Here is a 25472-nt window from a genome sequence, read left to right on the forward strand (position 1 = left end):
CGCGATTACCTTGATATAAATTACGAGTACTGCCGCATCAGCGCCGACCCGATCAAGCAGGCCATTGTCGAAGCCGAGACTCAAAAGACTGCCGCCACCCCGCAAGGTGGCGGCAGGCCGTCAATGATAACAAGCAAGGCCTGTCATATTAAGCAAAAACCGTGCATCACGCGGCATTACGCACCAGCATTTCACGAATCTTGCCGATGGCTCTGGTCGGATTGAGTCCTTTCGGACAAACGTTGACACAGTTCATGATGCCGCGGCACCGGAAAACACTGAACGGATCATCCAGCTCTGACAGACGTTCCTGCGTGTGCGTGTCACGAGAATCGGCCAAAAAGCGGTAGGCCTGCAGCAGGCCGGCGGGGCCCACGAATTTGTCCGGATTCCACCAGAATGATGGGCAGGACGTCGAGCAGCAGGCACACAGGATGCATTCGTAAAGACCGTCGAGCTTGTCACGATCTTCCGGCGACTGCAGACGCTCGATGGACGGCGGACGCTCATCGTTTTGCAGGTAAGGCTGAATGCGCTCGTACTGCTTATAAAAAAGCGACATGTCGATGATCAAGTCACGAATGACAGGCAGACCCGGGAGGGGGCGCAGTACCAGACGATTGTTCTTGACCACTTCGGACAGCGGCGTCACACAGGACAGACCGTTCTTGCCGTTCATGTTCATGCCATCGGAGCCACAGACACCTTCACGGCAGCTGGCGCGATACACCAGCGAACTGTCCTGCTCCTTGATCATCTGAAGTACGTTGAGAACCATCAGATCGCGTCCCTGGGTATCGATCTGGAAGTCCTGCATCCAGGGCGCATCGTCACTTTCAGGGTTATAGCGGTAAACGGAGACCTGTAATGTCGACATATGGGTCATCCCCTCATCAATAAGTACGAATTTTGGGCTGGAACGTATCGACGGTCTTCGGAGAGAAGTTGACATCACGCTTGGTCAGCGTCTTTTCCGCCGGATGATAGATCGAGTGCTTCAGCCAGTTTTCATCGTCACGATCGGGGTAGTCCTCACGCGAATGAGCACCACGACTTTCGCGTCGCTCAAGGGCCGCAATGGCGGTCGCCTCGGCAACTTCCATCAGGTTGTCCAGCTCCAGGGCTTCAATACGCGCGGTATTAAACATGTCTGACTTGTCAGGCAGCCAGGCATTGGCAATACGCTCGCGCAGCTCTTCGAGCTTTTTCACGCCTTCCTGCATATTGTCTTCCTTGCGGAAAACACCAAAGTTGTTCTGCATGATGGTCTGCAGGTCACGCTTGAGTTCGGGAACAGTTTCGCCACTGCCCGACTCGTTCCAGCGATTCAGACGTGCCATGGCGCCATCGATATCGGACTGCGAGGCTTCCATGTATTCGATACCCTGGTTAAGGGTCTCTTCGATATGCATGCCGGCCGCGCGACCAAAGACCACCAGATCCAGCAGCGAGTTGCCGCCCAGACGGTTACTGCCGTGGACAGAGACACAGGCCACTTCACCGCAGGCAAACAGACCGTTGATGACCTTGTCGTTGCCATCGGCGTCGACAGTCAACGCCTGACCGTTCACGTTGGTCGGAATACCGCCCATCATGTAGTGACAGGTCGGCACCACCGGGATCGGCTCCTTGACCGGATCCACGTGTGCGAAAGTACGGGAAAGCTCCACGATGCCGGGCAGGCGCTTCATCAGCACATCTTCGCCCAGGTGATCAAGCTTGAGCATGACGTGGTCGCCGTTCTCACCGCAGCCACGACCTTCCAGCACTTCAAGCACCATTGAGCGGGCAACAACGTCACGACCGGCCAGATCCTTGGCGTTGGGCGCATAGCGCTCCATGAAGCGTTCGCCATCCTTGTTGATCAGATAGCCGCCCTCACCACGACAACCTTCCGTGACCAGTGTTCCGGCACCATAGATGCCGGTGGGATGGAATTGCCACATCTCGATGTCCTGCACCGGGAAGCCGGCTCGCAGGGCCATGCCGATACCATCACCGGTATTGATCAGAGCATTGGTGGTAGAAGCATAGATACGACCCGCACCGCCCGTCGCGAGAACGGTGGCCTTGGCCTTGATCATGACGGTTTCGCCGGTTTCCATGCAGATGGCAATGACGCCCACCACATCGTTATTGGCGTTGCGCACCAGATCAACGGCGTACCATTCGTTAAGAAAGACCGTATTGTTCTTAAGGTTATTCTGGTAAAGGGTGTGGAGCAGCGCATGACCGGTACGGTCTGCCGCCGCACAGGTCCTTGCTGCCTGACCACCCTTGCCATAGTCCTTGGACTGACCGCCGAACGGGCGCTGATAGATGCGGCCATTGTCAAAACGGGAAAAAGGCAGTCCCATGTGTTCGAGTTCGAAAACCGCCTTGGGGCCTTCATTACACATGTACTCAATGGCGTCCTGATCTCCGATATAATCGGAACCCTTGACGGTGTCGTACATGTGCCAGCGCCAGTCGTCATTCGGATCGGCACTACCGATGGCACAGGTGATACCGCCCTGAGCGGAAACAGTGTGGGAGCGCGTGGGAAAGACCTTTGACAGTACTGCCGTCTGCTTGCCGGACTGCGCCAGCTGAAGCGCCGCGCGCAGACCGGAACCACCGCCACCAATAATGATGGCATCAAAGGTCAGGGTACGTAACTGTGTCATGTCAAACTCCCCAGAGAACCTGCACACCCCAGACCACGAACACAAACAGGGCCAGGATGACGAATAGCAGCGCGCCGAACCGGATGGCGGCGGGCTTGATGTAGTCGGTTGCCACGATCCACAGGCCTACCCAGGCATGCGCAGCAACGGAAAGAAGTGCCAGCAGCGTGAACACTTTCATCCAGAGGTGGCTGAAAAGCCCTGACCAGGCGACATAGTCCAGATCAGGAGTGAACAGCAGGTATGCCACCATAAAGATGGTATAAAGTCCCAGAATCACGGCAGATGCGCGCTGGATCATCCAGTCGGCTACCCCATTGCGTCCCGGATTTAAAATGTTGATTACCATACCCAGACTCCTGCCATAATAACGAGTAATGCACTGATAATGATGGTCAGCTGAGAGCCGCGCTGACCGCCTTCCAGTGTTTCGCCATGTCCCATGTCCATCACGAGATGGCGCACCCCTGCGACAAGATGAAAACCGAGGGCAGACAAAAGCCCCCACAGCACCAGCCTGGCGAAAAAGCCGTGAGCCATCGCTTCGCGGACGGTATCGAACCCGGCGGGCGAAGACAGGGAGACCTGAAAGGCCCACATCAGAAAGATCAGGCCGATAAACAACATGATGCCTGACACTCTATGCGAAATGGATACAAGGGCAGGCAAGGGAAACTGGATACTTGAAAGGTCCAGATTCACCGGACGCTTGGCAGTCGACAAGGGTCGTTGACTCTTCACGGCGCTTTTCTCTCCCGGCCCGCATGAAATAGACCACGGGCAGTTTTTGGTAGGATTCAATCATCATCAGGTCAGGTCGCCTGGACAGGCGATGAATCGCCCGTCGCGCGGCCATTAATTATATGTCCCCGACGTTCGGATGACAAATTGACGCACATTTCTGTAAACGTATGGAAAGCTCAAAAACCAAGGCAAAACAGGCTACAGTCATGTCCTGCAGACATTAAAAAAAAGCTTTCTGTTACGCGCTCACGAAATGAAGACACCATGCCCGGGCCCGGGCATGCGTGGAATTGACAAACTGTCGCACCCGCTCAATAGTGGGCCCCAACGATTTGGCGGACATATCAGATAAAACAGTATTTTATATAATTCGAGGAGGCCTCATGGCTGACAGAAAGGCACAACTGACCATCGACGGTCTGGACGCTCCCGTCGAGCTGCCTATCTATTCGGGCACCACAGGCCCTGATGTAATCGATGTTCGCGGCCTGATAGATCATGGTTATTTCACCTATGATCCGGGGTTCGTGTCCACCGCATCGTGTGAGTCGGAAATTACCTACATCGATGGCGCCAACAGCGTTTTGCTGCACCGTGGCTACCCCATCGAACAGCTCGCTACACATTCCAACCACACAGAGTTGAGCTATCTGCTGCTTAACGGGGAAATCCCCGATCAGGCTGCCTATGAGGCATTTCGTGACAGCGTATCGCGCCACACCATGGTGCACGAACAGATAGTCAATTTCTTCAAGGGCTTTCGCCGCGACGCGCATCCAATGGCCGTGCTATGTGGCGTTGCAGGTGCCCTTTCAGCCTTTTACCACGATAACCTGGACATCACCCAGGAACATGACCGACAGGTTTCTGCCGTTCGCCTGATCGCCAAGATGCCGACGCTTGCCGCCATGTGCTACAAGTACAACATCGGTCAACCCTTCGTCTATCCTCGCAATGATTTGAATTACGCTGAAAACTTCCTCTACATGATGTTCAGCAATCCCTGCGAGCCGTATGAAATCAACCCGGTTGCCGCCAAGGCCATGGACCGCATCTTCATGCTGCATGCCGACCATGAGCAGAATGCCTCGACTTCCACGGTTCGACTGGCAGGTTCGACCGGCGCCAATCCGTTTGCCTGTATCAGCGCCGGGATTGCGGCATTGTGGGGCCCGGCCCACGGCGGTGCCAACGAAGCCGTTCTCAACATGCTTGCCGAAATTGGTGACGAATCCGAAGAGAATATTCAGCGCTTTGTTGATCGCGCCAAAGACAAGCAGGACGCCTTCCGTCTCATGGGCTTTGGCCACCGGGTATATCGAAACTTCGATCCGCGCGCCAAGGTCATGAAGGAAACCTGTGACGAAGTGCTGGAAGAGCTGGGCATGGGCGACGACCCGCAGCTCAAGATCGCCAAGCGTCTGGAACAGATTGCACTGGAAGATGAATATTTCATCGAACGCAAGCTCTACCCCAATGTCGACTTCTACTCCGGCATCATCCTGCGTGCACTGGGCATCCCGAAAAACATGTTTACCGTGATATTTGCGGTGGCACGTACCACAGGCTGGATTTCCCACTGGAACGAGATGATTACCAATGGCAGCCGCATCGGCCGCCCAAGACAACTCTACAAGGGATACACGCAGAGAGATTATCCTGGCAGTCAGGACTGATCGCCCCTGCACTGAAAAGGCCGCTGATAGCGGCCTTTTTCATGTTTGTCGCAAGCGCTGTTGAGGCTGCTACCAGCCACCTTGTTATGCTTTTTATTGCTTGACAACACCCTTGATTTCATCTGCTCGCATCGAACTTTTTATTGTCCACACAATCTGTGGATAAGCCTGTTCATAACGTATGAAGAAGGTCTCAAAATCGCCATATTCTGGGCACTTCAGACAGATTGGGCATTTTTTAACCAGCTGCAAGTAACTGAATATAAAGAGTTTTTTATAAAAACAATGAGATAGCCATCGTTTTTGGCCCTGCCTTGACAGCAGACCAACGAAAGCCGGAACCGGTGGACAATTAGGAAAGGTGTCAAGTCCCTGATGCATAAAAATTTGGTCGCATCGGGAAATGATAAGCGCAATGCCTGCGCGATATAGTGGCTTGAATGGATAAGGCAGGAAGTGGCGTCCCATAGGGGGTTCGAACCCCTGTTACCGCCGTGAAAGGGCGGTGTCCTGGACCACTAGACGAATGGGACGCAAAAGGTGGTGGAGCCTAGCGGGATCGAACCGCTGACCTCGACACTGCCAGTGTCGCGCTCTCCCAGCTGAGCTAAGGCCCCACTGCCCCGACCTGTGCCAACAACTGCGGTCAGGAACGGGGCGCATCTTACTGATTGTACTGGGAAGCGTCAAGCCCCTTATGCATCACTCGCGGGCAGATCGCGGTATTCCTTATCCAGCGTTTTGGTCTGCTTCTTGGAAACGCCACCAAGCTCTGCAATGGCATGTCGCAGTCGAGCTCGAGTCATGTCCGATCCCAGAATCACCATCGCGTCCATGACCGATGTCGAGGTCTGGCTACCGGTAACGGCGATGAATACCGGCGCGAGGAATGACTTCATCTTGATTTCAAGATAACCCGACAACAGCTTGACCTCGGAAAGCAGAGCCTCCTTGTCCCAGCATCGCAGGTTTTCCAGGCGCCAGACCAGAAACTGCAACAGCCGAACCGTCTGCTCACGTGTCATACCGGTCTCATCGAACTGCTCGGCGCGCAGATTCGGCAGGCCGGCAAAGAAATGACCGGCCAGCGGCATGACTTCGGCAAGCGTCTGAACGCGGGGTCTGACCTGCGGCAGAATCCGGGATACATATTCCTCGTTGAACGCCCACTGCATCAGTTTACGCATGAGGGCTTCGTCGTCGAGATCCTCACGGATGTAGACGCCATTAAGCCAGGTCAGCTTCTCGAGATCGAAGACCGGGCCACCCAGCGAGATACGATGAATATCGAAATTCGCCATCATCTCATCGAGCGTGAATTTCTCGCGCTCGTCCGGCATCGACCAACCCATGCGGCCCAGATAATTGGTCACCGCCTGAGGCAGATATCCCATGCGCTTGTAGTAGTTGATCGAGGTCGGATTCTTGCGCTTGGACAGCTTCGATTTGTCCGGATTACGCAGTAGCGGCAGGTGACACAGCGCCGGCATTTCCCAACCAAAATACTCGTAAAGCAGGATGTGCTTGGGCGCTGAGTTGATCCATTCCTCGCCGCGCAGGACATGCGTGATGCCCATGAGGTGATCATCGACCACGTTGGCCAGGTGATAGGTCGGCATGCCATCCGACTTCATCAGGATCTGGGCGTCCACCTGAGCCCAGTCCACCTCGATCTCGCCACGCAGCATGTCATTGAAGCGGCAACTCCCCTCCCCGGGAATCTTCATGCGCACGACATGGGGCCAGTTCTCCTGTTCGCGACGAGCATGCTCGTCTGCGTCCAGGTAAAGATCTTCCGGTTTGAGTGCTGCGTAGAGTCCCTGTGCCTTGCGCGCCTCGCGCATGTCGTCCAGCTCTTCACTGGTGCGGTAGCATTTGAAGGCATGGCCGCTATCCAGAAGCTTTTGAACATGCGTGGCATAAATATCGCCGCGCTCACTCTGGCGATAAGGGCCATGCGGCCCGCCCACATCGGGCCCTTCGGACCACTCGATGCCCAGCCAGCGCAGTGAATCCAGAATCATCTGCTCGGATTCGGTGGTGGAGCGCACCCGGTCGGTGTCTTCAATGCGCAGAATGAATTCACCACCGTGCTGTTTCGCAAAGCAAAGATTAAAAAGCGCCACATAGGCAGTACCGACATGGGGATCGCCGGTCGGAGAAGGGGCAATACGCGTGCGTACAGTCATGAAAACGGCCATTGGCTTGAAAACGTGCCACTATTATACGCCAACCAGCGCGCGCACTTAAGGTGGCGTTCGACGTCGTACCGACACATCCTTCACGACTGCGACGAAGTACCGCTGTGCGTTCGCCCGCTTTTTTGTTGATATTATATGCCCGCTCTCAATGGAGCCGTCATGGCCTCGAATGAAACACCGCGCCAGTGGCTGCAGCGCACTGCCAGTCGAGGCGCTCGCTGGAGCCGACTTTCAGTCATTGCAGGTACCCTTTCAACGCTTGTCCTGCTGGTACAGGCCTGGTGCATTGCGACCATTGCTCAGCGCATGGTGATTGATGGTGCCGACTTTTCCTCTCTTGTCACACCACTGCTGTTGCTTCCGCCGGCCTTTATTGCACGAGGACTGCTGGTTCGAGCCCGCACCATTTGCGGTGCTCGAGGCGGTATCGAAATTCGCCAGTCCGTACGACAGGAGCTGCTGGAGCGTATTGCCGTTCTCGGTCCGCTATGGGCACGACGTCAGCACAGCGCCACGCTGAGCAACCGAATCTGGGATCAGGTCGATGCCCTGCAGGGCTTTTATGCCGACTATCGTCCACAGATGCTGCTGTGCGGCATTATCCCGATCATCATTCTGGTCGCCGTTGCCCCCTTGAGCTGGGCGGCGGCACTCATTTTGCTTGTCACCGGCCCGCTGATTCCGATGAACATGGCCATGGTAGGTATCGGTGCCAAAAAGCGTCAGGAAGATCAGTTTCTGGAAATGGGCCGCATGAGCCGGCACTTTCTGGATACGCTGCAGGGACTTTCAACGCTCAAGCTTTTTGATGTCAGCAAGCGCCAGGCTGGTGAAGTCCATACGGCTTCCGAAAGCTTTCGTCGTCGCACCATGCGCGTTCTGCGCCTGGCCTTTCTCTCCTCGACCGTTCTGGAGTTTTTTGCCTCTGTCTCGATTGCCCTGCTGGCGCTCTATCTGGGCTTTGTCTATCTGGGTCAGTTCCATTTCGGCATGTATGACCATGGCATCAATCTCTTTATCGGTCTGTTCATCCTGATTCTGGCGCCCGAGTTCTATCAGCCCCTGCGCGATCTCGGCGTTCACTACCATGCCAGGGCAGAAGCCGAAGCCGCCGCCGAAGACCTCATGCCCATCCTCAACCGGCGCGTTTTTGAACGAGATACCGATCAACCATCATGGCAGCCACAGGCAGGGCTCACGCTCACGCTTGAAGGCCTGACAGCACGCTATGCCGGGCGCGAAACCCCGGCTCTGGCGGAAGTTTCCTTCAATATCCACGCCCATGAGACGCTGGCGGTTATCGGGCCCAGCGGCGCAGGCAAATCAACCCTGCTCAATGTCTTGATGGGCTTCATGCATGCGGAGGCCGGCATATTGAGTGTGTCAGACGGCGATCAGCCGTCACGCGCCCTGACGGATATCCGTCCCGATGACTGGCAGCATCAGATCGCCTGGGTCGGTCAGTCCGCCGTGATCGTATCCGGGACACTGGCCGACAATCTGCGACTGGCCAACGCAAACGCCAGCGACCAGAACCTGAGGGAAGCCCTGGAGCAGGCCGCGCTCCATCACTGGCTTGACGAACTGCCCGACGGGCTTGATACACGATTGGGGGAAGGTGGCCGAGCGGTTTCAGGGGGTCAGGCGCGACGCATCGCGCTGGCGCGTGCCTTTTTGCGCGATGCGCGTCTGGTATTGCTTGACGAGCCAACGGCCAGCCTTGATCAGGCCAGCGAGCGGCTAGTGATGGACGCCCTCTCGAGGCTATGCAAGGGTCGCACGGTGGTGCTTTTGACTCACCGGATGGAGCTTCTGACCCTGGCCGACCGGGTCCTGATGCTCAGTCAGGGAAAGGTTCAGGCACTGGATACACTGGAGGCGCTGCGCGCACCAGGCGGGCCGCTGGCGCGCTCGGCGACGATCGAGCCATCGGAGATGCGCCATGTTTAAACAGTTGCTGCCCTATCTGCGCCTCATGAAGCCCTGGATGTGGCTGCTGGCCATCGGGATTGTCCTGCAGCTCATGGCACTGGCCTCAAGTATCGGGCTGATGGCACTATCAGGCTGGTTTCTGTCTGCCTCGGCGCTGGCAGGACTGAGCGTTGCTACAGCACATACCTTTAACTATCTGCTGCCCTCGGCCGGCGTGCGCTTTTTTGCGCTCGCACGCACCGGCACTCGCTACGGCGAGCGACTGGTCACTCATGACGCCACCTTCCGTCTGCTCTCGCAGCTGCGGCGGCATGTCTATGAAAGACTTGAGCCCCTCTCACCGGCACAACTGCAGCGTCATGGCGAAAGCGAGCTCATGACACGACTGACGGCGGATGTGGATGCCCTCGACAGTCTCTATCTGCGTGTACTGGCCCCTTCCCTCGTGGCTCTGCTGGGCATCGTGGTCTGTGGTGTGGTCATCGGTGTATTTGCTCCCGCCATTGGTGCCTTTGCTGCCCTGGCGCTGTTGCTGTCGGGACTGCTGGGGCCGTGGCTTGCATGGCGTGCCGGGCGATCTCATTCCGATGCCTGGCAGCAGGACAATACCCGGTTAAGGGCACGGCTGCTGGAGCGTCTGAACGGTCTTTCAGAGCTGATGATCTACAATCGCTGGCACGGCGAAGTAGACCACCTCATCAAGGGGCAGCACACGCGGGATGCCCACGAATATCAGCTTGCCCGCCAATGGGGCAGCTCACAGCTGCTCTCGCAGACACTACTGGGGCTGACGCTGACTGGCGTGCTGGGCATGGCCGGCTGGGCAGTCACTCAACACGGCATGAATGCCACACTGGTGGCACTGATGGGACTGTCGGTCATGGGCGCCTTCGAGGCAATCGCCCTGCTTCCCCAGGCCTGGCAGAATCTGGGTCGTATTCAACGCGCCGCTGCGCGCCTTGATGACATCCAGCAGCGGGTGCCGGAAACCGGATTTCCTGAAGAAGGCCGACAGCAGCTGCCAGCAGGTACTCGACTCTCCATTGATCGCCTGAGCGTACGATTTGATGCAAGCACCGCAGCCCTTTCCTCCGTCAGTCTTGATGTCGAAGAAGGCGAGCACCTGCTGGTTCTTGGGCCCTCCGGTAGCGGCAAGACCACTCTGTTCAATAGCCTGATCCGCTTCGTCCCCCCCAGTGAAGGAATCTTGACGCTGGGAGGCGCCCCCCTGAATCAGCTGAGCGAGGAGACGCTGCGCGCTCAATTTGCTGTGGCACAGCAGGACACCCATCTCTTTACAGCCAGCTACCGTGACAACCTGACCATGGGCCAGCCTATCGAAGATGATGCCATCATGGCCGTGCTTGACGCGCTGGCACTGAGCGATTGGCTGGCGCATCAACCTGATGGTTTATCAGGCTTCCCGGACGAGCGCGGCAGCTCTCTGTCCGGCGGACAGCTCAGACGCTTTGGCCTTGCCCGTGCGCTGCTGCGCAAGGCACCTATCGTCTTGCTGGATGAACCCACCGAGGGATTGGATGAAGCCACCGAGCAACAGGTCTGGCGTGCCATAAGCCATCATTGTCAGGGACGCACTCTGATCGTGATTACGCATCGGCTCACACAGCTTGAGCAGTTTGATCGAATCGCCATGCTCGATGAAGGACAATTGGTCGAACATGACACGCCCGAGTGTCTTCTGAGGGATGCCGATAGCCGTCTGGCCACACTGTGTCGACGCATCGATCCAGAACTTGCCGGCCTCATGCGGCCGGCCTGACGCCGTCAGGTCCGCTACGCTTGAAGGCACCGTCGTGATTTACGACCGTTTCTCATCGACCAGGCGAGCCTTGACATGCTTGAACACCTCCCCAATCAATACACTGCTGTCGTCACCGGGGGTGGCGGTATTGGCCGCGCTCTGCTGGAAAGACTGCATCAGGACCCGCGCGCCGGGCGGCTGATTGCCGTAACCCGCCACCCCGAACGCCTCAAGCAGGAAACACCGCTCGATACCAACCGACTGGAGGTTGTTGACGCCGATATCACTACCGAACAGGGCTTGAAAACGCTCAGCGATTACCTGACGCAGACACCGATCCATCTTCTGTTTAACACGATCGGGGTTTTGCACAGCGGACAGAGTGACCAGTCGGTAGCCATTACCCCCGAAAAGCGGCTTGAGCGGCTCTCCTTTGAGGCGCTGAACCACGCCTTTCACGTCAACGCCGCCACGGCCGCCATGCTGATCAGCACGCTGACCGACCGCCTGACCCACCATCCGGCCATTATTGCCACGCTTTCGGCACGCGTGGGATCGATCGGGGATAACGAGCTGGGGGGCTGGTACGCCTATCGCGCCAGCAAGGCGGCCCTTAACATGTTGATCAAAACGGCATCCGTCGAGTTTAGACGGCGCAACCCGCAGGCTATCCTGCTTTGTCTGCACCCGGGGACGACGGATACCGAGCTGTCTCGCCCCTTTCAGGCCAGAGTGCCGGAAGAGAAACTGTTTACGCCGGACTTTGTGGCCGAGCGGTTGCTCGAGGTCATCGACCGACGCACCGTTGAAGACAGCGGTGCATTTTATGACTGGAATGACAGGCCCATCGAGTGGTAGCCAGAGCTGCGCTGGCAGCCCCCATGGCGGAGCTGCCAGCTCGGATGCCGAGCACGGTGGATCGTGCTCAGGGAATCAGGATGGTCGAACCGGACGTACGGCGTGAGGCCACATTCTCCTGTGCCTCGCCGGCCTCGTCGAGCCGGAAGCGACAGCCGATGTTAACGTGAACGCTGTCGTTGGCGATCACCTGGAACAGCTCCTGGCTTATGGCTTCCAGTCGCTCACGCGTGTCGGCGTAGCCGGCAAGACTTGGGCGCGTGACAAAAAGAGAGCCTTTCTTGTTCAGCGTGGCCAGATTAACGCCCTCTACCGGACCGGAGGCGTTGCCAAAGCTCACCATCAGCCCACGCGGTGCGAGGCAATCCAGCGATCTTTCCCAGGTATCCCGACCTACCGAGTCATAAACCACCGGACACATCTGGCCATCGGTCAGTTCCCTAACGCGCTCCACCACGTTCTCTTCGCTGTAATTGATGGTCGCCCAGGCGCCATTTTTACGCGCAAGCTCCGCCTTTTCCGGTGTGGACACGGTGCCGATCAGACGCGCGCCCAGGCTTCTTGCCCACTGACAGGCAATCAGACCTACACCACCGGCAGCGGCGTGGAAGAGAAAGGTATCGCCACTTTTGACCTGATACACCTGACGCAGCAGATACTGCACCGTCAGCCCTTTCAGCATGGCTGCTGCAGCCTGGTCGAAGCCAATGCTGTCCGGCAGCATGACCACATTGTCGGCAGGCAGGGTGTGATGAGTGGCATAGGCGCCCAGCGGACCGGTAGCGTAAGCAACGCGATCGCCTTCCCTGAACTCCTTGACCTCCTCACCCACGGCCTCGATAACACCAGCCCCTTCCGTCCCCAGACCGGAAGGCAGCTCATTGACCGGATAAAGGCCGGTGCGGACATAGATATCGATAAAGTTGAGGCCAATGGCCCAGTTGGTAACACGCACTTCTCGCGGCCCGGGCGCCTCCGGCTCGAATTCGTGCATTTTGAGCACTTCCGGCCCGCCGGTTTCTGCAAATTCAATACGTTTTGCCATGAACCATTGCCTCAATCGAAGATATGTATAAAGCGTGATCAGTGTGAAGATGCCAGGCAAGCTGATGCCAGAGAGCACTCATGATTTTCACTGCATTTACTTATATCATTAGCTTATCATGACCCCAAGCCCAAACCCGCCAGACCAAAACTGCCTGCCAGCGGGCGAGGTATTGATCCGCATATTGCAGAGGCCATGATGTTAAAGGGGTTCATGTGGCTGATGATCTTTCTGGTCATCGGTAATCTTTTACAGACCATGTTCTCGCTGCCCGTAGTGGGTAGCGTGCTGGGCATGCTGATACTTTTCATGGTGTTAATCGCCCGTCGGCGCTCTTCGCGCTCGATGGGCATCGCCGCCAGCCATCTGATTCACTATTTCACCCTTCTGATTCTGCCCAGCGCTGCCGGCCTTTTCTTTCTGGGCAGCACGCTGACCGATAACTGGCTCAAGCTTTTGATTGCCATCGTGCTGGGCACCCTGATCAGCAGTGTGGTGACGCTTCTGACCATGCAGGCCATGGTGAGATGGCAGCAACGTCGTGACAAGACAGCAGGCATCTCATGACGACGAACACCCTGGCGCACGAGATGATGGCCACACCGGCACTGGCCGTTGTGATCACCCTGGCCGCCTACATGCTGTCACTATCGTTGTATCGACTGATGCGCTACCCCAGCTGGGCGCCCCCAATGATGACCGGCAGCCTGATGCTGGCGGTTTTCATCCTGGTACTGCCGATCGATTACAATACCTATTATCTTGATGCCCACTGGCTGACATTGCTGCTTGGCCCGGCGACGGTCGGTCTGGCCATCCCGCTTTATGAGCAGTTTCAACACATCAAGCGTTTGCTGATTCCTGTCACGGTAAGCCTTGTCGTTGGCTCGATCACGGCCTGCGCCGCGACCCTTTCCATTGCCTGGGCGCTGGACGTTTCCCCCGCCATTCTCGCCTCTCTGGCCCCTAAATCCATTACAACGCCCATCGCGATCGGCGTCTCGGAAGGGCTGGGCGGCTATCCCGGTCTAACGGCAGGCATTGTGACGGTTACCGGCATCCTTGCGGCTTCCACCATTCCCCCACTGGCGGCGCTACTACGCTGTCAGGACCCTCGTGTAGTGGGCCTCGCACTCGGACTCAACGGGCACGGTCTGGGCACGGCACGCGGGTTTGGTATTGATTCACAAACCGGTGCCTTTGCCAGCCTCGCCATGGCTCTCAATGGCGCCCTCAGCGCCATCATGCTGCCACTTGTTGCCGGCTGGCTGAACTCATGAAAATAAGTGGATTCTAATCATTTTTTTGGGAAAGTCGGCCTCCTTTTTACCCTTTACGAATAAACCGACCAACACAAAAAAATTAAATCCATAGAAGGGCTTTGTGTTCAATTAATGACAAACTACTAAACATACTTAACACCTGGCTCGCTATGCTGGCTCGCTTATGAGACATGTGAGACCACGCATGAATGAGTTGGGCGAGCGCATTCGCAAATTGCGGGAACAGTGTGGATTGAGCAAGGCGGAGCTGGCCCGTCGCGTAGGCGTTTCAGATGTCACCATTTCCTACTGGGAAAATGGCACCATCAAACGTGTAGGGCATTCGCGTCTGGAACCGCTGGCACGAGCGCTGCGCTGTAGTATCGCGCATCTACTGGGCAATGCTCGTGAGACTTCTGGCGGCAGCCACGCCATAGTGCCGTCACTGCCCCTCTATCCACTGACGTCATCTCCCGAAACGATCGGCATCAGCGCCATGCCGATCTCGCACCTTTCCATGGGGTTTATTGATAATGAACTGATCAGAAAGGATGACTATTTATTGACCCCCCAGCATCTTGAGCATTTCGACTTCTGCCCACAGGGCACCCTGATGCTGGCAAGAAAATGCTCTCGTTTTGATGGTAATGGTCTTTATCTTGTCGAAAGAAACGCTCGCCTGATGGTCAAAAGAATCGAGCAGGATTTCGATATGGTTTTGAACATTTTTGGCGACGCCGAAAGCCGTGATCCTGAAGAAAACGCACAGGGCAATGAACTTGTTTTTCATGCCGCCATTCCTGTCATCTGGCCAATGCAGGTCATGAATTTCTAACGTCACATCAAAGCATGATCTCCTACACTGAATGCTTTAATGCTCGTGGATCGGGAGGTCATGACCTTGGTCGATGTGGTCGATGCCGCAACTCGCTCTCGCATGATGGCGGGCATACAGGGCAAGAATACAAAACCCGAGCTTTCAGTCAGGCGCTTTCTACATGCCTGTGGGTACAGATTCCGCCTGCACCGGCGCGACCTGCCAGGCACCCCTGATCTGACGCTGCCACGTCATCAGTGCGTGGTGTTTGTGCACGGCTGCTTCTGGCATCGTCACGAGCATTGCTTTTATGCCACGTCACCTGCGACACGAAAAACCTTCTGGCAGGAAAAGCTGTCAGGCAATGTCATGCGAGATCGTCGACAGCTGGAAGCGTTGAATGCGCTGGGCTGGCGAGTACTCATCGTATGGGAATGTGGACTGCGCCATATGCCCGACCAGCTTCATGAGATCCTGCCACTGATCGAGCACGGCGCATGGCTCGAGGAATGGCCCCCCGAGCCGCCGCGAATCCGCAGGGCGCCACAATAATAGCGCCCCTGGCGGGTCTAGAACGTGGCCAGCACGGAAAGACCGGCTATCCAGGCACTGTCCACGTCGCTGTCTGCGCCGGGATGACGCACATACTGCAGGTTGGGACGGAAGGACATCCATGGTGTGGCCTGCAGGGAGTAATAAACTTCAGCGTTGTATTCCTCTCCCTGGCGCGGTACATAGCCTGGCGCCGAAGACCCACCGATCAACGCAGCGTTACCCGAGCGCGACCAGGCATCGTAGTCGTCATTGACATGGGCATAGGCCAGACCAAAACCGACTTCATCCTGTGCGCGGCTATCGAACGGCCCGGTATAGGTCACGCCGGCTGACAGGTAGCGATCAAAGGTTGCCGTATCACCATCGTTCCATGTGCCCATGCTGAATACGCCAAGACCGCGGTCGCGATCATTGTCGTGGCTGGTCACCTGCTGATCGATAACGTAATAGAGCCCGTAGCGATGGCTCTTCTGGGCATTCGACGCATCATCACGTGATGAATAATCGTCAGCATCGGCGCTACTGTAGTAATAACCCAGTTTGTAGTGGCCCGGCAGACCATTAATGCCATGCTCCGGCTCAAAGCCGTACTCAATCGGAATGAGCGTGCCGCTGGTGCCGCTGTGCTTTAAATCCAGCCCGTGATCACGATCCAGATTGGACTCATTGAGATTGAAAAAACCGATCTGAGCGTACTGCTCATTGGTGATGTTCCACTTGCCGACCAGGGCCCACTGAGATATCGGCCAGTTATACCAGATACCGCCGTTCTGGTTGCCGGGTTCACCGCTACCCAGATAAAGGTTCTGGAAGTTGCTGTCGATGACGGCAAAATCATCCCCTACCGGCACCCGACCCGCCTTGATTTCAAACGTGTCGTCCATGTAGGTCTGGCCATACCACATCTGTGTAATACGGGTGACACTACCGCGACCATAGACTTCCTGACTGGAGGAGCCACCGACGCTGTTGGGGTTATTGATAACGTCGTTGGTCAGGCTTTCGCCGTTACGGTCGGTCAGCGTGAACTGAAACTGCGCATTGGGCACGCCAAACAGCTTATCAAGGTCGAAATTGGCACCGGCGGTCCACTGATCAGCGTAGCGTCCGGTATGCTTGTCGCGAAAACCTCCGTCAACGGAATAGGCCATCTCGGAGATGTATTCAAAACGGAAGTTTACGCCCTGATCGGCCAGCCTGGTTCGTGCGCCGCCCCAGTCCCCAAACATGAAATCGCCATCGGGATCGAAGGCACCAGCGGCCCAACCCTGTGATGACAGGCCCATACCCATTAGCGCCAGCGTGCAACACAGTCCCTTCTTCATGTCCCGTCCCTTTACAATGTCATATTCGAATTAAGTTAAAACAAAGGGATTTTCGCCCCGTACGGCGTGAACAACAATAGCTCCTGGACCATAGTCGTGTAGCGCCATCAATTTTATCGATTCAAGACACTGCCGGTTCAGGCACAAGAGACATGGCAGAATGGATCGTTTAGGCTCGTCAAACAGGTCGGCAAGGCACGCCATTCACCTGCCGGAAGCGATGATTTCAGGACATCAGGGAACATGACATTGACACGTTTTAGCGCACTGATACTGACAGGCGCTCTGCTGGGGCTTTCGATGACCGGTTGCGATCAGGGCCGCGACACGCCCGACACCTCTCAGCGAAGTTCTGGCACCAATCAGATTTATGGCGGGTCGCTGCCCTGTGACAACTGCGACGGAGTGGATACCGAACTGGCACTGAATTTCAGCACCGACAGTGCCGGTGGCGTCTACAACCTGACAGAAACGCCACGCGGTGGCCCCAATGACGGTCAGACTCAAAAGCGCAAGGGCAATTGGAAAGTCATCAGTGGCAATGCCGTGCCCGGCGGCGGCACGGTTTATGTGCTTCATCCCGCTCGCGGCGACGAGGTACATGAGCCTGTCTATCTACTAATGGAAAATAACGCCACCCTGCAACTGGTCGATGAGCAATTCAAACCGCTGAACACGTCACACAATGACGAGCTTCACAGGCTCTAGAATGTTAATGGGATGACCATTACCTCAGCGTCGGTCGTTAAAGGTCTTTTCGGCCTGACGCTGGGCTTGCTCTGCAGAAAGTCCCTGTCCCTTTTCAAGTCTGGCGGCGAGCTGCTGGATCTCGCCCTCATCACTGAGTTCTTCGTCATCGCTCAGCGCCCCCCATGCCTCTTTCACCTTCCCCTTCAGGTCTTCCAGAGGCGGACTCTTTTCGCTCATATCATATCTCTCCGAAACAGCAGGCATTTATATCGATCATAGCGCCAGACCCTGTCGGGCGGTATCGCCCTTTAGCGCCCTCTGACAATTTTTAACCCGCCGTCAACAAGGCTTTTTGGACAGACAGACTACAGTAAAGAGGCTTACTGATGATCGAGGCCATGGAGAGGCACATGAAACTTAATGAATTAACGGAAAGAGCACATTCTGGCCAACTTGATGAAATCGTCATCGAGTCGATGGAAGGCGATATCTTTACTCTTCGTATCACCACACAGGGAGAGATCGATACGCTGCTCAACGAAGACGGCACCATCTTGACACCTCAGTCTCTCAATGCGGCCAAGACCCTGCTGCGTGATATTGGCGGGATGGATAATGTCCCGATCTATTTTAGACATAGCGTCGCACACGACGAAATGATGGGCTCTGAAGCAGAAACCGCCGATGATCGCATGTCCATTACACTGGAAGGCCAGGCCCGTTAACCCAATGGCCGGCCACCGATGTCGGCCATGTGCGCAGGCGGCTTACGGTGCGCCCACCAGCGCCAACACCAGCCGAGACTGATATAGTGTTTCAGGGCCGACAACCGTCGGCCCTTTTTCCTTTCAGCCAAGAGCCTATCGTGACGACACAACCATTGGAGGCCACCCGACGCTGGGTGAAAGACTGGGTCATGGCACATGATTTGTGCCCGTTTGCTGCAGCCGAATTCGAGCGGGAGCGTATTCGCTATCGCCAGCTTGATGCCGCAGACGATGCAGCCCTGCTCATGGCCGTGATCGAAGAGTGCGAATATCTTGAAGAGCATCAGGAGACGGAAACCACTCTGCTGGTGTTGACGCCCGGTGCCGAAGATTTCTTCACCTTCCTGGACAAGCTCGATATGGCCGAGCGACTCATGATCAGTGAAGGCTATGAAGGCGTCTATCAGCTGGCAAGCTTTCATCCTGACTATCTTTTTGGCGACAGCCAGGCCTCACCCGGCCAAGAGGATGCGGCCGACTACACCAACCGCTCACCCTTTCCGCTATTCCATCTGCTGCGCGAGACCAGTCTCGAAGCTGCACTGGCACGCTTCCCTCACCCTGAACGCATCCCCGAGCGCAATCAGGCACTGCTCAGACAGCAGGGCGTGGAATGGTGTCGCCGATTGCAGGACGCCATTGCCAACGAATCCTCTTCGTCCTGATCGCGCGCATGGCAAGGCCGTGGAGAAATGGCACTCAGACGTTGGTGCACCGGCGGATAACGGAAGAAATGAGGGGATATCACTTACCTTATCAAAGTATTGGAACAGGCAAATCGTCATAGCATGATTGGCGTATAGCCCCGAATCTGCCTGCGGAACGCCACATGAGCCTTGAACAAAACCTGAGCGCCAGTGAAAGGCAAAGACTGGCCGAGCTGGAAGCGTTTCGACTGTCACGACTGGGCGCCAATCATCTTCTCGATAAACTGACCAATGTCATCGCTCAACTGCTGCATACCCCCACCTCACTGGTGACACTGGTGGGGTCTGACCGTCAATGGCTCAAGGCGAAATGCAACTTCGGACCGGATGAAACCGCAAGGGATGTCTCCTTTTGCCAGAGGACCATTGAGCGCAATGACCTGGTGGTCGTCGAAGATGCCACGCTCGATAGTGAGTTCAGGAACAACCCACTGGTCACCTCCGACCCTCATATCAGGTTCTACGCAGGCGCGCCGCTGACAACCGCAGATGGCCATCTTGTAGGAGGGGTCTGCATCATTGATTATCAGCCACGGCAGCTGAGCGACAAGGAAGGTGATCTGCTCAAATCCTTCGCCGATATTGCCAGTGGCATCCTTGAAACCAGTAACAATGTCGGCTTTATCGACCCGGTGACGCTGCTGCCCAATCGTCAGCGACTCATGAAGGATCTCACGGATCTCAATACGCGAAGCGACAAGCCGCATACCCTGATTCTTCTGGAAACAGCACGTCAGGGCTATTACTACGACTTGGCTCGTGGCTTCGGCATTGATGCGGTTGAGCACATTTCCTACAAGGTCGCCAACCTGCTGAGAATCTCACTGCCTCCAGGACTGAAACTCTATTCCGTGATGCTTTCTCGCATGGCCATACTGGTCCCCCAGTCAGAGAAACAGCAGGTTTTCGATGCGCTGCAGGATTTTAACAAGCGGATAAAGAAGGCATTTCGTACCCGGCTACCGGTCAGGCTGGAAGTCAGAGTGGGCTATCACGATTTTGATCCGGCCACGACCAGAGCCAAAACGGCCTTTCGAAGATCTTTCTGCGCGTTATATGACGCACTGACCCACAACGAACCCGTCATGCCCTATCGAACCGACTTCGACAAGGCGCAAAGAAGACAGCTTGAGCTTGCCAACGGCCTCGGTGATGCCTTGAAAAGCGACCATCAGCTTTACCTAGTGTATCAACCCAGGGTCTGTTTAAAAGCACGTCAGATAGTGGGATTTGAAGCGCTGCTGCGGTGGCATCATCCACGGCTGGGAGAGGTGCCCCCATCGGATTTCATTCCTCTGATCAGTCAAACCACCTTGATCAACCCTCTGACACTCTGGGTCATTCGAGAAGTTGCAAAGGCCATAAAGCGTTTTGAAACGCTGAATATACACCTCCCCGTTTCCATCAACGTCACCACCACCAATCTGATCGACGATCAGTTTGCAGGGCGCGTCTCAAAAATACTCACCGAGCGTGAGATCAGCCCGGCCCTGATTGAAATTGAATGCCTCGAAACCGAGGAATTGCTCAACAATCCTCTGGCCGTCAACACACTTGACACCCTGAGAAGTCACGGCATTCGAATCGCACTGGATGACTTTGGCAGCGGCTATAGCAACCTCAAGTATCTGCGGCGCATACCCGCACAGGTCATCAAGCTCGACAAAAGCCTGATTACCAACATCCACAAGGATCCTGACGGATTAAAGATTGCCGCTCATCTGATTCAGATGCTGCAGGGACTGGGCTTTGAAGTGGTAGCTGAAGGTATAGAAGATGCGGTGGTAGCGGACCACCTCGAAGCACTCAATTGCAATGTCGGCCAGGGGTACTTTTTTTACCGGCCGATGCCCCTAGAAGAGACGCTGAGCATATTGTGTTCGCAACGCTGAATGCATCGTGGCCGTTTCTTCAATAAACCAGTATCGAAACGCGTTGTGCGATAGCGGTCACGCTTCTCAAGGCCACTTTTTGACCTGACTTTTCCATACCCGAGTCAGGCTTTTGTGGAAAAGGGGCGTGTCTGGGCAGAATGCCCCTTCTTTCGTACAATGGCGCATCAACTCGTCCCCCACTTTTAAAATAATGTTGCGACTGTCGTCCTCCCTTTTTTGCTATCCCTCGGCTTTTCGTACGGGTGCAGTATTGTTACATCACCGAGGATTTCAGACGGTTTTTAGTGGGACTAAACGAGACGAGACACGATCAATCGGATTTCTCAAGTGACTGATATCTCTAAAGTTAGCCTCGCAGACCAGGCCCGCCGGTTTTCGATAGCCCCCATGATGGACTGGACGCCACGCGATCAGCGCGCTTTCGCAAGAACGCTGACCAAACGTGCCCTGCTCTATACCGAGATGGTAACCACTGGTGCCATTTTGCATGGCACGCCCCGCGAACGCTTTCTTGGTCATGATGCCCTTGAGTATCCGCTGGCCCTCCAACTGGGCGGCAGCGACCCGGTCGCGCTGGCCGAGTGTGCCGCCATTGCAGAAAGCTGGGGCTATCAGGAGGTCAATCTCAATGTTGGTTGTCCGAGTGATCGCGTTCAGAACAACATGATCGGCGCCTGCCTGATGGGCCATCCCGAACTGGTTGCCCGCTGCGTGGCGGCCATGCAGGCGGCCGTCTCGATTCCGGTCACGGTCAAGTGCCGCATCGGGATCGATGATCAGGACGAGGATGAGGATCTGGCGCGTTTTATCGATACTGTCGCCGCCGCTGGCTGCACGACCTTTACCGTTCATGCTCGCAAGGCCTGGCTTGAGGGGCTGTCTCCCAAACAGAACCGGGACGTGCCGCCACTGAACTATCCGCGAGTGCACCGGCTCAAGGCCGCGCATCCCGAGCTTCACATCGGCATTAACGGTGGGCTCAAGACCATCAGCGATTGCCAGCGAGAGCTCGAACATGTCGACAGCGTCATGGTCGGCCGCGAGGCCTATCAGAACCCGTTTCTACTGGCCCATGTCGACCGCGATATCTTCGGCGAAAATACCCGACCGCCGACAAGACACGATGCCATGCAGGCCTTTCGGCCCTATCTGATCTCGCGTCTTGAGTCGGGCGTGCGGCTCAATCACATCACACGCCATCTTCTCGGTCTGTTTACGGGCTGCCGCGGCGGACGACGTTTTCGCCGCTATCTTTCCGAGACGGCTCATCGCCCTGATGCCGGTATCGAGGTGTTCGATCAGGCGCTCGAACTGGTCAACGATATTGATGCCGCACAAGCGTTGCCGGCCCACATGCCCGACTGAATGCTGATCAAACGCCAGCGGCTCCCCTCTCCTTTCCTGGGCCGGCTCATGCCGGTTCAGGAAGCATGACCATCTCCAGGTTGTTGTTTTGGCCTACCTGGCCATACTTGGCGCACCCTTCGGGTTCAATCCGAACACATCATGACCGTCAAGGAGGCGATATGCGTTTTGAATTGCCAGGCAAAATGGGGCTGGGCACGGCTCCTCTGGGCAACATGTTTGAGGAAGTACCGGACGCTCGCGCCATCGAGACGCTGCGCACGGCCTGGGATGCCGGTATTCGCTATTTCGACACGGCACCGCAGTACGGTGCGGGGCTGTCGGAAATGCGTCTGGGAGAAGCGCTGGCCGACGAACCCCGGGGCACGTATGTAGTGTCTACCAAGGTGGGGCGGCTGATTCTTGACGAGCAGGAATCAAAGCAGGGCATTTTTGCCCACGGTCGTACCAATCGGGTGGTGTACGACTACTCAGAGTCCGCGACCCTGCGCTCCATCGAGGAGAGTCTCGAACGCCTGAATATGGATCGCATTGATATCGCCTGGATCCATGACTGCGCCGCCGATGCTCACGGCGAACACTGGGAAGAGGTGCATGATCAGGCCATGAACGGGGCGGCACGCGCGCTGACCCGGCTACGCGAGGAAGGCGTGATTCGTGCTTGGGGGCTGGGCGTCAACCGAGTGGAAGCCTGTACGCGCGCGCTTGAAAAATCCGACCCTGACGGCTTCCTGCTTGCCGGTCGCTATTCGCTGCTCGACCACGAAGGCGCGCTGGAAACCCTGCTGCCGGAATGCGATCGCCGTGGTGCGCGTCTGGTCATCGGCGGCGCCTACAACTCCGGCATTCTGGCCGGCGGTGATCACTATGATTACAGACAGGCTTCCAGCGAGGTGCGGGAGCGCACTCGACGACTGCGAGATGTCTGTGACCGTTTCGGGGTCGATGTTCGCGCCGTTGCACTGCAGTTCAGTGCTGCCCCGCGTGTCGTGGCGTCCGTGATTCCGGGGACCACACGACCGGAGCGCATTGCCGAGAATCAGGCGCTGATGACCACGGATATCCCCAGCGCCCTGTGGCAAACGCTCTGGAGTGAAGGTCTGGTATCAATGGATGCGCCCATTCCCGGCGCTGCCTGACTTCCGTTGCATGGCAGGCCCTGACGCCGTTGCGTCAGGGCCTTTTTCCTGTCCTGCGTTAGCTACTCAACGCGCGCCTGCCACGCCTCCACGGCATGCTCGGCGTCTTCCAGTTCATGAAAACGGGCGATGTGAAAGACCGCCTCCCCCTCATTGACCAGTGGCAGGTTGCTCATGCCAATCACAATGCCGTCGCTGGACGACAGCACATCCCCTTCTTCGTTGCCAAAGGGCCCTGCCACAATGCCCAGCCGCTCACCCTTGACCACACGCGCTCCCAGCCGAACGCGTGGACGCAATACGCCGTCGATGGGCGCACGGGCCCAGCTCGAACTGCGCGCCACTTCGGACGCCGGTATCTTGCTGCCACGCCCCACCGGCAGCATGTCCAGCAAGCGCATGACCCGCAGCACACCACGCACGCCGGCACTGATCGCCCAGTCATCAAAGCGCAGCGCCTCTCCGGCCTCATAGGTCAACACCGGGATACCACGGCGCTCGGCGTATTCACGCAGACTGCCACCACGCAGCTCGGCATTGAGAATGACCGGCGCGCCGAAGGCATCGGCCATCGCCCGGGTCTGTTCGTTGCGCTCAAGCTGAGCACGAATCTGAGGCAGATTGGTCCGATGAATGGCGCCGGTATGCAGATCCAGAATGTGTGTGGCCAGATCCACCACCTGCTCGCGAAAAAGCGCCGCGATGCGCGAGCCCAGAGAGCCCGATTCGCTGCCCGGAAAGCAGCGATTCAGATCCCGGCGATCCGGCAGATAGCGACTGTGCTGTACGAAGCCGAACACATTGACGATCGGGACGGCAATCAGCGTCCCGCGCAGTCGTGTAAGAGAGCGCGTCTTGAGCACTCGACGGACGATCTCCACTCCGTTGATTTCGTCGCCATGAATGGCACCGCACACCAGCATGACCGGGCCATCCCGACGGCCATGAACCACCTCGACCGGGATATTGAGCGGGGTGTGGGTATAAAGACGGGCAACCGGCACATCGATCTGGCGACGCTGACCGGGAAGCACTTTCTCCCCCGCCAGTAAAAAGGCATCACGGGCCATACGAATACTCATCAAGGCGTGTCAAAAAAGTCGTGGCGAACCGGATTTTTATCGGCGGCGAGCGTTGAAAATACAGTCCGCTCAAACGGCAGCCCGCCGGTAAAGATACACGGTGTCCATGGCAAAGGAGATCATCAGGAGCAGCAGCGACAGTGCCAGTGCCAGATTCGACCAGGGCGTTGTCACCCAGGGCAGCAGACACGTCATCAGAGTGCTGACCTGCCAGACACAGATCGTCTTGCGTCGATAGCTGACCGGCAACTCTTCGTCGAGCCAGTGCCAGACCCGGGCGGCCGCCACAAAAGCGTAGCGCATGGCACCGATGGCCATGATCCAGGCCCCTGCCTTGCCCTGGATGACCAGCATCAAACACAGCATGAGAATGAAAAAGGCATCCAGCTCCATATCCAGCCGCGCGCCAAATCGGCTTTCGGTATGAGAGCGGCGTGCCACCCAGCCATCAACGCCATCAAGCGCCAGCGCGGTCAGGGCGGTGGCAAACACCATCAGGTGATGTTCGTTGATAAACGCCGGCAACGGTAGCATGGCCGTAAGCAGGACGATCAGTATCGCTCGCATCAGGGTGACGCGATTGGCCCACCCAAAGCGTTGCTGCCCCTCCGGCCAGCCGTGCACGATAATCCCTGACAGCGCCAGATACACGCCGCCTGCGACCGGATACAGCAGTGTCGGCGCCCCGCAGACAAGATGCAGCAACGCCACCAGCAACATCAGGCCGATGCCACCGGCCAGAAGCTCCATGAGCACGCTGGATGCAGGCCACATGGGCTGGCGTACAACGATGCGTTGTTCACTCATGTCCGAGCCCTCCTTCCCGGTCGGCAGATACTCCTGATCGATCACGATTCATGCGACCCCGAGAAAAGCATTAAAACTTCATCAGAAGGTCATCATACAGCAGTAAAACTGCGCACCGATATGATAAACCGTGTTATCAGAATAGCGTCTGATCACCATTTGTAACGTGGAAGGTTC

At 56.7% G+C, this 25472-nt stretch carries 24 protein-coding genes and 2 tRNA genes; 14 read left to right on the plus strand and 12 right to left on the minus strand.

Translation table 11 applies throughout. From position 1 onward, the window contains the following. Window positions 1–166: 166 nt before the first annotated feature. From B9H00_RS02125 to sdhC, 4 genes are read right to left on the minus strand one after another with little or no spacing between them, the layout of a single operon-like run. Window positions 167–877: a succinate dehydrogenase iron-sulfur subunit gene (locus B9H00_RS02125; RefSeq protein ID WP_086623473.1), complete on the minus strand. Its 711-nt coding sequence runs from the start codon at window positions 875–877 to the stop codon at window positions 167–169. Between the two features lie 16 nt (window positions 878–893). Then, window positions 894–2666, minus strand: a complete 1773-nt coding sequence (gene sdhA, locus B9H00_RS02130) for a succinate dehydrogenase flavoprotein subunit (RefSeq protein ID WP_086899271.1) — start codon at window positions 2664–2666, stop codon at window positions 894–896. A 1-nt stretch (window position 2667) separates the two neighbouring features. Then, a complete protein-coding gene (sdhD, locus tag B9H00_RS02135; RefSeq protein WP_086899272.1) occupies window positions 2668–3015 on the minus strand; it encodes a succinate dehydrogenase, hydrophobic membrane anchor protein in 348 nt (115 codons plus the stop codon). Beyond that, window positions 3009–3407 (minus strand): succinate dehydrogenase, cytochrome b556 subunit, encoded by a 399-nt coding sequence (sdhC, locus tag B9H00_RS02140; protein ID WP_322788268.1) that lies wholly within the window; start codon window positions 3405–3407, stop codon window positions 3009–3011. The genes sdhD and sdhC overlap by 7 nt, the downstream gene beginning before the upstream one ends. A gap of 386 nt (window positions 3408–3793) precedes the next feature. Here sdhC and gltA point away from each other — a divergent pair, with 386 nt between their 5' ends. Then, a complete protein-coding gene (gene gltA / locus B9H00_RS02145) occupies window positions 3794–5086 on the plus strand; it encodes a citrate synthase (protein WP_086899274.1) in 1293 nt (430 codons plus the stop codon). Between the two features lie 457 nt (window positions 5087–5543). Here gltA and B9H00_RS02150 read toward each other — a convergent pair. The 3 genes from B9H00_RS02150 to gltX all read right to left on the minus strand — a co-directional run bounded on the left by B9H00_RS02150 (window position 5544) and on the right by gltX (window position 7275). Next, window positions 5544–5619, minus strand: a tRNA-Glu gene (locus tag B9H00_RS02150). An 8-nt stretch (window positions 5620–5627) separates the two neighbouring features. Continuing rightward, window positions 5628–5703 (minus strand) — tRNA-Ala (locus tag B9H00_RS02155). A gap of 78 nt (window positions 5704–5781) precedes the next feature. Further along, entirely contained in the window at window positions 5782–7275 is a 1494-nt protein-coding gene (gene gltX, locus B9H00_RS02160; RefSeq protein WP_086899275.1) for a glutamate--tRNA ligase, read from the minus strand. Window positions 7276–7446: 171 nt separating this feature from the next. Between gltX and cydD the strand changes: the two genes are divergently transcribed. The 3 genes from cydD to B9H00_RS02175 all read left to right on the plus strand — a co-directional run bounded on the left by cydD (window position 7447) and on the right by B9H00_RS02175 (window position 11839). Beyond that, window positions 7447–9237, plus strand: coding sequence for a thiol reductant ABC exporter subunit CydD (gene cydD, locus B9H00_RS02165; RefSeq protein WP_157663163.1), 1791 nt, complete (start codon window positions 7447–7449; stop codon window positions 9235–9237). Beyond that, window positions 9230–10999, plus strand: coding sequence for a thiol reductant ABC exporter subunit CydC (cydC, locus tag B9H00_RS02170; RefSeq protein ID WP_086899277.1), 1770 nt, complete (start codon window positions 9230–9232; stop codon window positions 10997–10999). The genes cydD and cydC overlap by 8 nt, the downstream gene beginning before the upstream one ends. 75 nt (window positions 11000–11074) lie before the next feature. After that, window positions 11075–11839: an SDR family NAD(P)-dependent oxidoreductase gene (locus B9H00_RS02175; RefSeq protein WP_086899278.1), complete on the plus strand. Its 765-nt coding sequence runs from the start codon at window positions 11075–11077 to the stop codon at window positions 11837–11839. Window positions 11840–11906: 67 nt separating this feature from the next. Here the strand turns inward: B9H00_RS02175 and B9H00_RS02180 are convergent, their stop codons facing one another. After that, window positions 11907–12884: an NADPH:quinone reductase gene (locus B9H00_RS02180; RefSeq protein WP_086899279.1), complete on the minus strand. Its 978-nt coding sequence runs from the start codon at window positions 12882–12884 to the stop codon at window positions 11907–11909. A 213-nt stretch (window positions 12885–13097) separates the two neighbouring features. On the opposite strand from B9H00_RS02180, the gene B9H00_RS02185 reads away from it, so the two are divergent. The 4 genes from B9H00_RS02185 (at window position 13098) to B9H00_RS02200 (ending at window position 15515) form a co-directional block, all read left to right on the plus strand. After that, window positions 13098–13451 (plus strand): CidA/LrgA family protein, encoded by a 354-nt coding sequence (locus B9H00_RS02185; protein ID WP_169713411.1) that lies wholly within the window; start codon window positions 13098–13100, stop codon window positions 13449–13451. Then, window positions 13448–14164 carry an LrgB family protein gene (locus tag B9H00_RS02190; RefSeq protein WP_086899281.1) on the plus strand — a complete coding sequence of 239 codons (717 nt, stop codon included), beginning with the start codon at window positions 13448–13450 and terminating at the stop codon, window positions 14162–14164. The genes B9H00_RS02185 and B9H00_RS02190 overlap by 4 nt, the downstream gene beginning before the upstream one ends. Before the next feature lie 187 nt (window positions 14165–14351). Beyond that, window positions 14352–14981 carry a helix-turn-helix domain-containing protein gene (locus B9H00_RS02195; RefSeq protein WP_086899282.1) on the plus strand — a complete coding sequence of 210 codons (630 nt, stop codon included), beginning with the start codon at window positions 14352–14354 and terminating at the stop codon, window positions 14979–14981. Window positions 14982–15041: 60 nt separating this feature from the next. After that, window positions 15042–15515, plus strand: coding sequence for a very short patch repair endonuclease (locus B9H00_RS02200; protein WP_086901651.1), 474 nt, complete (start codon window positions 15042–15044; stop codon window positions 15513–15515). A gap of 17 nt (window positions 15516–15532) precedes the next feature. Here the strand turns inward: B9H00_RS02200 and B9H00_RS02205 are convergent, their stop codons facing one another. Continuing rightward, window positions 15533–16843: a carbohydrate porin gene (locus B9H00_RS02205; RefSeq protein WP_086899283.1), complete on the minus strand. Its 1311-nt coding sequence runs from the start codon at window positions 16841–16843 to the stop codon at window positions 15533–15535. Window positions 16844–17086: 243 nt separating this feature from the next. Here B9H00_RS02205 and B9H00_RS02210 point away from each other — a divergent pair, with 243 nt between their 5' ends. After that, on the plus strand, window positions 17087–17551 hold the full coding sequence (locus tag B9H00_RS02210; protein ID WP_086899284.1) for a copper resistance protein NlpE N-terminal domain-containing protein: 465 nt from the start codon (window positions 17087–17089) through the stop codon (window positions 17549–17551). A gap of 24 nt (window positions 17552–17575) precedes the next feature. Here B9H00_RS02210 and B9H00_RS02215 read toward each other — a convergent pair whose 3' ends face one another. Beyond that, window positions 17576–17770 carry a CsbD family protein gene (locus B9H00_RS02215; protein ID WP_086899285.1) on the minus strand — a complete coding sequence of 65 codons (195 nt, stop codon included), beginning with the start codon at window positions 17768–17770 and terminating at the stop codon, window positions 17576–17578. A 173-nt stretch (window positions 17771–17943) separates the two neighbouring features. Between B9H00_RS02215 and B9H00_RS02220 the strand changes: the two genes are divergently transcribed. The 5 genes from B9H00_RS02220 to B9H00_RS02240 all read left to right on the plus strand — a co-directional run bounded on the left by B9H00_RS02220 (window position 17944) and on the right by B9H00_RS02240 (window position 23406). Continuing rightward, window positions 17944–18258, plus strand: a complete 315-nt coding sequence (locus B9H00_RS02220) for a DUF6482 family protein (RefSeq protein ID WP_147376531.1) — start codon at window positions 17944–17946, stop codon at window positions 18256–18258. A gap of 140 nt (window positions 18259–18398) precedes the next feature. Next, complete coding sequence (locus B9H00_RS02225) at window positions 18399–18965, plus strand: DUF1415 domain-containing protein (protein WP_086899287.1); 567 nt, start codon at window positions 18399–18401, stop codon at window positions 18963–18965. A 164-nt stretch (window positions 18966–19129) separates the two neighbouring features. After that, on the plus strand, window positions 19130–20899 hold the full coding sequence (locus tag B9H00_RS02230; RefSeq protein ID WP_086899288.1) for a sensor domain-containing diguanylate cyclase: 1770 nt from the start codon (window positions 19130–19132) through the stop codon (window positions 20897–20899). A 390-nt stretch (window positions 20900–21289) separates the two neighbouring features. Next, entirely contained in the window at window positions 21290–22267 is a 978-nt protein-coding gene (gene dusA / locus B9H00_RS02235) for a tRNA dihydrouridine(20/20a) synthase DusA (RefSeq protein ID WP_236944337.1), read from the plus strand. 161 nt (window positions 22268–22428) lie between these two features. Beyond that, entirely contained in the window at window positions 22429–23406 is a 978-nt protein-coding gene (locus tag B9H00_RS02240; protein WP_086899289.1) for an aldo/keto reductase, read from the plus strand. A 62-nt stretch (window positions 23407–23468) separates the two neighbouring features. On the opposite strand, the gene B9H00_RS02245 is transcribed toward B9H00_RS02240, so the two are convergent. Together B9H00_RS02245 and B9H00_RS02250 are read right to left on the minus strand one after the other, a co-directional pair. Beyond that, complete coding sequence (locus B9H00_RS02245) at window positions 23469–24476, minus strand: succinylglutamate desuccinylase/aspartoacylase family protein (RefSeq protein ID WP_086899290.1); 1008 nt, start codon at window positions 24474–24476, stop codon at window positions 23469–23471. 81 nt (window positions 24477–24557) lie between these two features. Next, the gene (locus tag B9H00_RS02250) at window positions 24558–25295 is read right to left on the minus strand and encodes a CDP-alcohol phosphatidyltransferase family protein (protein WP_086901653.1); all 738 of its coding nucleotides are present in this window, start codon (window positions 25293–25295) and stop codon (window positions 24558–24560) included. Window positions 25296–25472: the final 177 nt, after the last annotated feature.

This window comes from Kushneria marisflavi, from assembly GCF_002157205.1.
GTDB lineage: Bacteria > Pseudomonadota > Gammaproteobacteria > Pseudomonadales > Halomonadaceae > Kushneria > Kushneria marisflavi.

What these genes read in the sequence shown, in the direction of transcription:
- cydD (WP_157663163.1), top strand. Translation starts at nt 7,447, where the DNA reads ATGGCCTCGAATGAAACACCGCGCCAGTGGCTGCAGCGCACTGCCAGT.
- B9H00_RS02230 (WP_086899288.1), top strand. Translation starts at nt 19,130, where the DNA reads ATGAGCCTTGAACAAAACCTGAGCGCCAGTGAAAGGCAAAGACTGGCC.
- sdhD (WP_086899272.1), bottom strand. Translation starts at nt 3,015, where the DNA reads ATGGTAATCAACATTTTAAATCCGGGACGCAATGGGGTAGCCGACTGG.
- gltA (WP_086899274.1), top strand. Translation starts at nt 3,794, where the DNA reads ATGGCTGACAGAAAGGCACAACTGACCATCGACGGTCTGGACGCTCCC.
- gltX (WP_086899275.1), bottom strand. Translation starts at nt 7,275, where the DNA reads ATGACTGTACGCACGCGTATTGCCCCTTCTCCGACCGGCGATCCCCAT.
- dusA (WP_236944337.1), top strand. Translation starts at nt 21,290, where the DNA reads ATGATGGACTGGACGCCACGCGATCAGCGCGCTTTCGCAAGAACGCTG.
- cydC (WP_086899277.1), top strand. Translation starts at nt 9,230, where the DNA reads ATGTTTAAACAGTTGCTGCCCTATCTGCGCCTCATGAAGCCCTGGATG.
- B9H00_RS02245 (WP_086899290.1), bottom strand. Translation starts at nt 24,476, where the DNA reads ATGGCCCGTGATGCCTTTTTACTGGCGGGGGAGAAAGTGCTTCCCGGT.
- B9H00_RS02200 (WP_086901651.1), top strand. Translation starts at nt 15,042, where the DNA reads ATGACCTTGGTCGATGTGGTCGATGCCGCAACTCGCTCTCGCATGATG.
- B9H00_RS02125 (WP_086623473.1), bottom strand. Translation starts at nt 877, where the DNA reads ATGTCGACATTACAGGTCTCCGTTTACCGCTATAACCCTGAAAGTGAC.
- B9H00_RS02195 (WP_086899282.1), top strand. Translation starts at nt 14,352, where the DNA reads ATGAATGAGTTGGGCGAGCGCATTCGCAAATTGCGGGAACAGTGTGGA.
- B9H00_RS02250 (WP_086901653.1), bottom strand. Translation starts at nt 25,295, where the DNA reads ATGAGTGAACAACGCATCGTTGTACGCCAGCCCATGTGGCCTGCATCC.
- B9H00_RS02215 (WP_086899285.1), bottom strand. Translation starts at nt 17,770, where the DNA reads ATGAGCGAAAAGAGTCCGCCTCTGGAAGACCTGAAGGGGAAGGTGAAA.
- B9H00_RS02210 (WP_086899284.1), top strand. Translation starts at nt 17,087, where the DNA reads ATGACATTGACACGTTTTAGCGCACTGATACTGACAGGCGCTCTGCTG.
- sdhA (WP_086899271.1), bottom strand. Translation starts at nt 2,666, where the DNA reads ATGACACAGTTACGTACCCTGACCTTTGATGCCATCATTATTGGTGGC.
- B9H00_RS02220 (WP_147376531.1), top strand. Translation starts at nt 17,944, where the DNA reads ATGAAACTTAATGAATTAACGGAAAGAGCACATTCTGGCCAACTTGAT.
- B9H00_RS02175 (WP_086899278.1), top strand. Translation starts at nt 11,075, where the DNA reads ATGCTTGAACACCTCCCCAATCAATACACTGCTGTCGTCACCGGGGGT.
- B9H00_RS02240 (WP_086899289.1), top strand. Translation starts at nt 22,429, where the DNA reads ATGCGTTTTGAATTGCCAGGCAAAATGGGGCTGGGCACGGCTCCTCTG.
- B9H00_RS02205 (WP_086899283.1), bottom strand. Translation starts at nt 16,843, where the DNA reads ATGAAGAAGGGACTGTGTTGCACGCTGGCGCTAATGGGTATGGGCCTG.
- B9H00_RS02190 (WP_086899281.1), top strand. Translation starts at nt 13,448, where the DNA reads ATGACGACGAACACCCTGGCGCACGAGATGATGGCCACACCGGCACTG.
- B9H00_RS02185 (WP_169713411.1), top strand. Translation starts at nt 13,098, where the DNA reads ATGTGGCTGATGATCTTTCTGGTCATCGGTAATCTTTTACAGACCATG.
- B9H00_RS02180 (WP_086899279.1), bottom strand. Translation starts at nt 12,884, where the DNA reads ATGGCAAAACGTATTGAATTTGCAGAAACCGGCGGGCCGGAAGTGCTC.